The organism is Actinomadura sp. KC345, from assembly GCF_004348515.1.
GTDB lineage: Bacteria > Actinomycetota > Actinomycetes > Streptosporangiales > Streptosporangiaceae > Spirillospora.
This window is the reverse complement of record NZ_SMKH01000388.1, coordinates 1-5971: the sequence shown is the minus strand read 5'-3', so window position 1 is coordinate 5971 and position 5971 is coordinate 1. Positions and strand designations below refer to the sequence as shown.

Sequence of the window (5971 nt, the reverse complement as noted above, 5' to 3'; positions counted from 1 at the left end):
GTTGATGGTGATGTGTCCACAGCCGAGGATCGCCTGATCGCCGACCGTGCCGCCACGCTGGAGCTCATCACGTCGTTGAGCGGCGACTGGGACGGCGTCGTCGAATCGTCGGCCCAGGCCGCGGTGGATGATGAGCACGACCCGGAGGGCGCCACCATCGCGTTCGAACGCGCCCGGATCCAGGCATCCTTGGAGCAGGCCCACGCGCATCTGGCCGACATCGATGACGCGCTGCGCCGACTGGGCGACGGCACCTACGGCCTCTGCGAACGCTGCGGTGGCCCAGTCGGAGCAGAACGCTTGGAAGCCCGGCCGACCGCCCGCACCTGCATCACCTGCGCCGCGAAGTGAATCACCAGGTGGACGGGAACATGCGGTGCTTCAGGAACAGATCGATCTGCTCCGCCGCCGCTTTGGCGTCCCCGCAAGGGAACAGGTGACCGGCCCGTCCCCGCTGAACGTCGTAGTAGGCCCAGGCGCCACCGGGGACTGCCCGCGCACAGACCACCACCCCGACGTCCTCCGCGACTCCGCTGGCGTAGACCCACAGCAGCGGCTGGAAACTCGCGTCCGTAGAGCTTCACGCACCGCCACCCGCGCGCTTTGGCCGCGAGCGCGAGCACCTCCAGATAGCGGACGGCGACCCGGCGGCCGTGATACGTCCGCCACCGCAGCGCGAACCGCTCCACCCGCCACCCGCTCAGCACGCGACCGCCGCCCAGACCCGCGCCGAGGGCAAGCCGTGGGTGCGGATCGTGCCGACAGTCCCCGTTGCCCGGCGTGGCACGTGCGACCACGCGCTTGATCCCGTCCCGGACTGGGTGCGCGACAGCGACCGCGCTGATCGCGCCCTGCACGGGATCGGGACGTGCTGCTGGCCGTCCTACAGCCTGTGGCTGGCAGGCGGCACGCTCGTGGAGCCGGCCGTCGTCGGAACGGCCGATCGGTGTCACTAGGCGCGGCGACGCGGTGCGTCGCCACGCGGTCTACGGTGACTCCTGCAATGGCCAGACCTCGACCACGCCTTGCGCGACGGCGCATGGGGTCTTCGACACCAGTTGCGCAGCCTCCTCGATGGTCGCGGCTTCGATGATCCCGAATCCGGCCACCGGGAGAGCCGAGGACATGAACGAGCCGCTCTCCACGGTCATGCCGGCGTCGTCATGGTTGCTCACCCGCACAGGCTCTCCGGCGATGCCCGCAACGGCCCCGGCCTCAAGCAGGCGGGCGTCATGCGCATGCGCCTCGTCCCGAACCTTCGCGTCGGTTCGGTCGTAGCCCTCTTGGTCTCCATACCCGATGGTCACGAACTTCGGCACAACAGGCCCCTTCCTCTCGTTCGTGCTCAGTGCTCGCCGGTACCGACTCTCGATCGTGCCCAAACTCATCGTTGTGCCGGAGGTCCCGAACTGCCCGTCACGATGGGCGGATGGGGGCTTCAGTAGTCGGCCTGGCCACCGGTGGTCGAGGGCGACGGTAAGCGCGGGAAGTAGCAGGTGATGGGGGACGTGACGCGGCGTCCGGATGCGCTGGCCGAGCGGCTGGTGGCCGCCGGATGGCTGACCCAGGGGCGGGTGCGTACGGCCTTGCGGGACGTCCCTCGGCATGCCTTCGTCCCGCCTGTGGCCTGGACCGGTGACGGCGATCGGGTGGACAGGGCCGCCGCGCCCGAGAGCTGGCTCGATCCGGTCTACCGGGACGACGCGATCATCACGCAGCTCGATGACGGGCGGACCGATGTCGCCACGGGGAGCGGTCGGTTCACTTCGTCCTGCTCGGCGCCGAGCACCGTGGTCTCTCTGCTGGAGCTGCTGGACGCTGAGGCGGGGCACCGGGTGCTGGACGTCGGCACCGGCACCGGCTGGACGGCCGCTTTGCTGGCCCGGCTGGTCGGGGCGGAGAACGTGACCAGCGTGGAGGTCGATCCGTTCGTCTCGGCGCAGGCGGCGGAGAACCTGAAGGACGTGGTGCTGTCCCCTCGTCTGGTTGTAGGGGACGGCGCGGTGGGCTGGGAGGACGGCGCTCCCTTCGACCGGGTGCACGCTACGTGCGGGGTGTCGCAGGTCCCCTATGCATGGGTTCGGCAGACGCGGCCCGGTGGTGTGATCGTGGCCCCGTACGCGCCCGGTTTCGCGTCGAGTCACGAACTGCGGCTGGTCGTGATGCCGGACGGGACGGCGGTGGGCAGGTTCACCGGATACGCCTCGTACATGATGATGCGTTCGCATCGTCAGCCGCCGTGGCGAGCACCACAGGCGCGCGGCGTGACGGGGAAGATCGCCGGACAGGACCTCACCGGCTTCTTGCAGGCATGGTTCCGCAACGGAACGGTGCCCGCGGACGAGTACCTCTGGCCCGGCGGCGGCTGATCGCGAACCACACCGTGTAGATCGGCACGGGTCCGCTCTCGGGCAGATCGGCTCCGGCGCGGTCAGTCCTGGCCGCGCAGCGCCGCCATGGTCTTGGCCAGGCGGCGCTGGCGTGTCTCCTCGGTCTTGGCCGCCGCGATGGGCTCGCCGTGCGCGCGCTGCTTGCTGTAGGAGAGCTTGTCCCATGCCTCGGCGGCCACCGGGTCGGCGGCCAGGGCCTCCGCCAGCACCGGGTGGGGTTCGAACACGCGTGGCGCTTCGTCCAGTTCCAGGGTCACCTCGACCTCGTCCCCGGCACCCCGGCCGGTGGCGGCGCGTGTCTGCGAGTTGAACGAGATGAGAAACCGCCCACCCATCGACGTGATGGTGTTGCGGTAGGTGTAGTCGCCATCGATCGTCACCGTGACCGGGACGCGCTTGCCCTTCCCGAAGGACAGGACGATCTCTTCCGGGACGACGATGCCGGCGTTCCTGCCGTCGGGGGTCCAGAGCGTGGTACGAAACGTGACCATCTTCTTGCCTCCTTGGCGTCAGCGCGTCCTGCGCTGAACTCCAGCCCCGGTGACCGGGACAACGAAATCTTCGACTGCGGTAGCGATGAGTTCTTGAATACTAGACAGTCTAGTTCTGTGTCGCCTCTCGGAAGGAAGGACCCTCATGACTACCGCACCTACGCCGTCCGACACCATGGGACCGACCCGTCCACTCCTGCTGGCGGGAACGGTCGCCGGCCCGCTGTTCGCCGTCGTCTCCGCGGCCCAGGCCCTGCTGCGCGAGGGATTCGACCCGCTGCGGCATGCGGTCAGCCAGCTCACCCTCGGTCCTGGCGGCTGGGTGCAGTCGGCGAGCTTCGTCCTCACCGGCCTGCTGACGATCGCCTGCGCCGCAGGGCTGCGCACCGCCCTGCGCGGCGGGCGCGGACGGCTCTGGGCCCCCGTCCTCGTCGGGGTGCAAGGCGCCGGGTTCGTCGCCGCGGCCGCCTTCCCCGCCGACCCTGGCAACGGCTTTCCACCGGGATCCCCCGCCACTGCCACGGTCACCGCCACCGGCATGCTGCACCTCACGTGCGCCGGCATCGCGTTCCTCGCGCTCATCGCCGCGTGCTTCGTCCTGGCAAGCCGGTTCTCCGCCGACGACGCACGCAACTGGGCGATCATCGGCCGCATCGCCGGGGTACTCCTGTTCGTCGGCTTCGCCTTCGCGAACACCGGAGCGACCGGCGGCACGCTCGCGATGTTCGTCGGCGCCGTGGCCGCCTGGGTCTGGGTCGGCGCGTCCGCCGCCCGGCTCGCACGATCCCCGGGGTGACCGCACACGAGATCCCTCACCGGGCCGACGGCACCACGCGCCGCCGGCCCGGTAGCGCTGGGAGGATGTCCCCATGGAACTGCGCGAGGGCACGCTGGCGGCGGCCAAGCACCAGGCCATCATGGACGCGGCGACCACCCTGTTCCTGGACAACGGGTACGAGCGCACCAGCATCGACCAAGTCGCCGCCCTCGCCTCCGTCGGCAAGCAGACGGTGTACAAGCACTTCACCGACAAGAAGCACCTGTTCACGGAGATCGTCCTCGCCACCACCGATGACGTCGAGGGCATGGTCCGGCTCGTGGCCGAAGTGACGGCCTCCTCCGCGGACATCGAGGACGGCCTCACCACTCTGGCCCAGCGGTTTCTGACCACGCTCATGACACCGCGGCTGATCCGCCTGCGGCGTCTGATCATCGCCAGCGCCGGACAGTTCCCCGAACTCGGTCGCGCCTGGTACGAGCGAGGGTTCGAACGGGTGCTGGCCACCTTGGCCCAGCAGTTCGCCGAGCTGTCGTCCCGAGGCGTCCTGCGCGTGGCCGAGCCCGCGCGCGCCGCCGAGCACTTCACCGGAATGCTGCTGTGGATCCCTTTGAATCGGGCGATGTTCACCGGTGACGAGAAACCGTTCGCCCAGAGCGAGCTACACGACCTGGCCACGGCCGCAGTGCGGACTTTCCTCGATGCACACCGACCGCAGGCCACAACGGCTTAGCCACGTCGGTGGGCCGGGATCTTGACGCACCGGTCGATCCCGTCGGTCCGTAGGGGCGTCGCGCGCGGCTCTCTGCCGTTCGGTTCCGTTGGCTTGTGGGTTATATTGGCCGTATGACCAACTTGGCCGATCGACCAAATTCGCCTCGTGGGGGTCGGCGGCGCGAGGAGCTGGTGGAGGCCGGCATCGCGTTGCTGGGAGAGGACGGGTGGACGGGCGTCACCACGCGCGCCGTGGCGGAACGGGCCGGGACCAATCCCGGACTGATCCACTATCACTTCGGCGGCCTGGCCGGACTGCACGCCGCGATCTTCCAGAGGGCCACCGATCTCATCATCGATCCGCTGGTCGACGGGCTTCTCGGTGCCCCGGACGAGCGGGCGGCGCTGGCGATGGTGCGGGACATGCTGGAGCAGGCACCGGGTGACGAGCGGACCACACGGCTGGCCGCGGAGCTGATCATGGGGGCGACGCGCGATCCCGCCCTCGGGGCGGTGCTGCGCGACGGGCTTCGTCAGGCCCGCGCGCAGATCGCGGACCGACTGCGCGCGCTGCATCCCGGCTGGCCGCAGGCTCGGCTGGCGGGCTCGGCCACCCTGATCGCCGCGTCGATCGACGGGTTGATGCTGCACTCCATGATCGATGACGAGCTTCCCGTCGGCGAGGCGCTGTCCGCTGTGGGTGAGCTGCTGTGAACGCGTCCGCGGTGGGGGTCGTGCGGCTCGCGGAAACCGGAAAGGAGTAGGCATGGAGATCGTCAAGAGGGCCGGCCCGCCGACCGGGCTACGCCGGAAACTGTGGCGGCTGCCCATCCGGCTGTACCGCATGGGGCTCGGGCCACTGCTGGGGCGCCGCGTCATGCTGCTCAACCACACCGGCCGCGTCTCGGGACTGCGGCGGCAGGTCGTCATCGAGGTCGTCCAGCACGACGAGCACGGATACGTGGCGGCCTCCGGGTTCGGGCCGCGTGCTGACTGGTACCGCAACGTCATGGCGGCGCCCGACGTCACCGTCCAGGTCGGCGGGAGGGTCGTCGAGGTGACGGCCGTGCCGATCGAGACCGCCGAGGGGGCCGAGCTCATGGCCGGGTACGCGAGGCGGCACCCGGCCGCCGCCCGCCGGCTGTGCAAGATCATGGGCTTCGCGGTCGACGGCGGCGAGGACGACTACCGCGAGGTCGCCACGCACATCCCGTTCGTCCGTTTCGTCCCGCGCACCTGAACGAGGAGGGCGGTCAGGGGCAGACCTTCCGGAACTTGGGCCCGGGGGGCGCGTACCGAGTCCATTCCTTGTCTGTCAGGTCGCGTCCGGCCACTTTGCAGACTTCGTCGACAAGGTCCTTGGGCATCGCCACATTCCACAGCCGCACGATCCCGTCCCCGGCGGTGGCCAGGGTTCCGCCGTCGGGGCTGAACGCCACCGAGTCCGCTGAGCCGGAGTGGCCGGTGAGGGGCGTGCCGATGGGGCGGCGGGTGGCAACGTCCCACAACCGCACGGTGTCGTCGAGGCCGCCGGTGGCCAGGGTCCCGCCGTCGGGGCTGAACCCCACCGAGCGCACGGGGGCGGTGTGGCCGACGAG

8 protein-coding genes and 1 pseudogene are annotated in these 5971 nt (G+C 70.0%); 6 read left to right on the top strand and 3 right to left on the bottom strand.

Annotated features, from left to right (window positions below; translation table 11 throughout):
• Positions 1-351 (top strand): TraR/DksA C4-type zinc finger protein (locus E1281_RS36180; protein WP_243717748.1); only part of this gene is annotated, 351 nt, incomplete at its 5' end.
• Between the two features lie 635 nt (positions 352-986).
• Here E1281_RS36180 and E1281_RS36175 read toward each other — a convergent pair.
• Entirely contained in the window at positions 987-1319 is a 333-nt protein-coding gene (locus tag E1281_RS36175; RefSeq protein WP_131884207.1) for a YciI family protein, read from the bottom strand.
• Between the two features lie 180 nt (positions 1320-1499).
• Between E1281_RS36175 and E1281_RS36170 the strand changes: the two genes are divergently transcribed.
• Positions 1500-2369: a methyltransferase domain-containing protein gene (locus tag E1281_RS36170; RefSeq protein WP_131884206.1), complete on the top strand. Its 870-nt coding sequence runs from the start codon at positions 1500-1502 to the stop codon at positions 2367-2369.
• Positions 2370-2431: 62 nt separating this feature from the next.
• Here E1281_RS36170 and E1281_RS36165 read toward each other — a convergent pair whose 3' ends face one another.
• Positions 2432-2881 carry a YdeI/OmpD-associated family protein gene (locus E1281_RS36165; protein WP_131884205.1) on the bottom strand — a complete coding sequence of 150 codons (450 nt, stop codon included), beginning with the start codon at positions 2879-2881 and terminating at the stop codon, positions 2432-2434.
• A gap of 145 nt (positions 2882-3026) precedes the next feature.
• On the opposite strand from E1281_RS36165, the gene E1281_RS36160 reads away from it, so the two are divergent.
• The 4 genes from E1281_RS36160 (at position 3027) to E1281_RS36145 (ending at position 5613) form a co-directional block, all read left to right on the top strand.
• A complete protein-coding gene (locus E1281_RS36160; protein WP_243717747.1) occupies positions 3027-3677 on the top strand; it encodes a DUF998 domain-containing protein in 651 nt (216 codons plus the stop codon).
• A gap of 73 nt (positions 3678-3750) precedes the next feature.
• Positions 3751-4392: a TetR/AcrR family transcriptional regulator gene (locus E1281_RS36155; protein WP_131884204.1), complete on the top strand. Its 642-nt coding sequence runs from the start codon at positions 3751-3753 to the stop codon at positions 4390-4392.
• A 173-nt stretch (positions 4393-4565) separates the two neighbouring features.
• A complete protein-coding gene (locus E1281_RS36150) occupies positions 4566-5087 on the top strand; it encodes a TetR/AcrR family transcriptional regulator (protein ID WP_243717746.1) in 522 nt (173 codons plus the stop codon).
• 52 nt (positions 5088-5139) lie between these two features.
• Positions 5140-5613 (top strand): nitroreductase family deazaflavin-dependent oxidoreductase, encoded by a 474-nt coding sequence (locus tag E1281_RS36145; protein ID WP_131884202.1) that lies wholly within the window; start codon positions 5140-5142, stop codon positions 5611-5613.
• Between the two features lie 13 nt (positions 5614-5626).
• Here E1281_RS36145 and E1281_RS36140 read toward each other — a convergent pair.
• Positions 5627-5971, bottom strand: a pseudogene (locus E1281_RS36140) (hypothetical protein); the annotation flags it as partial.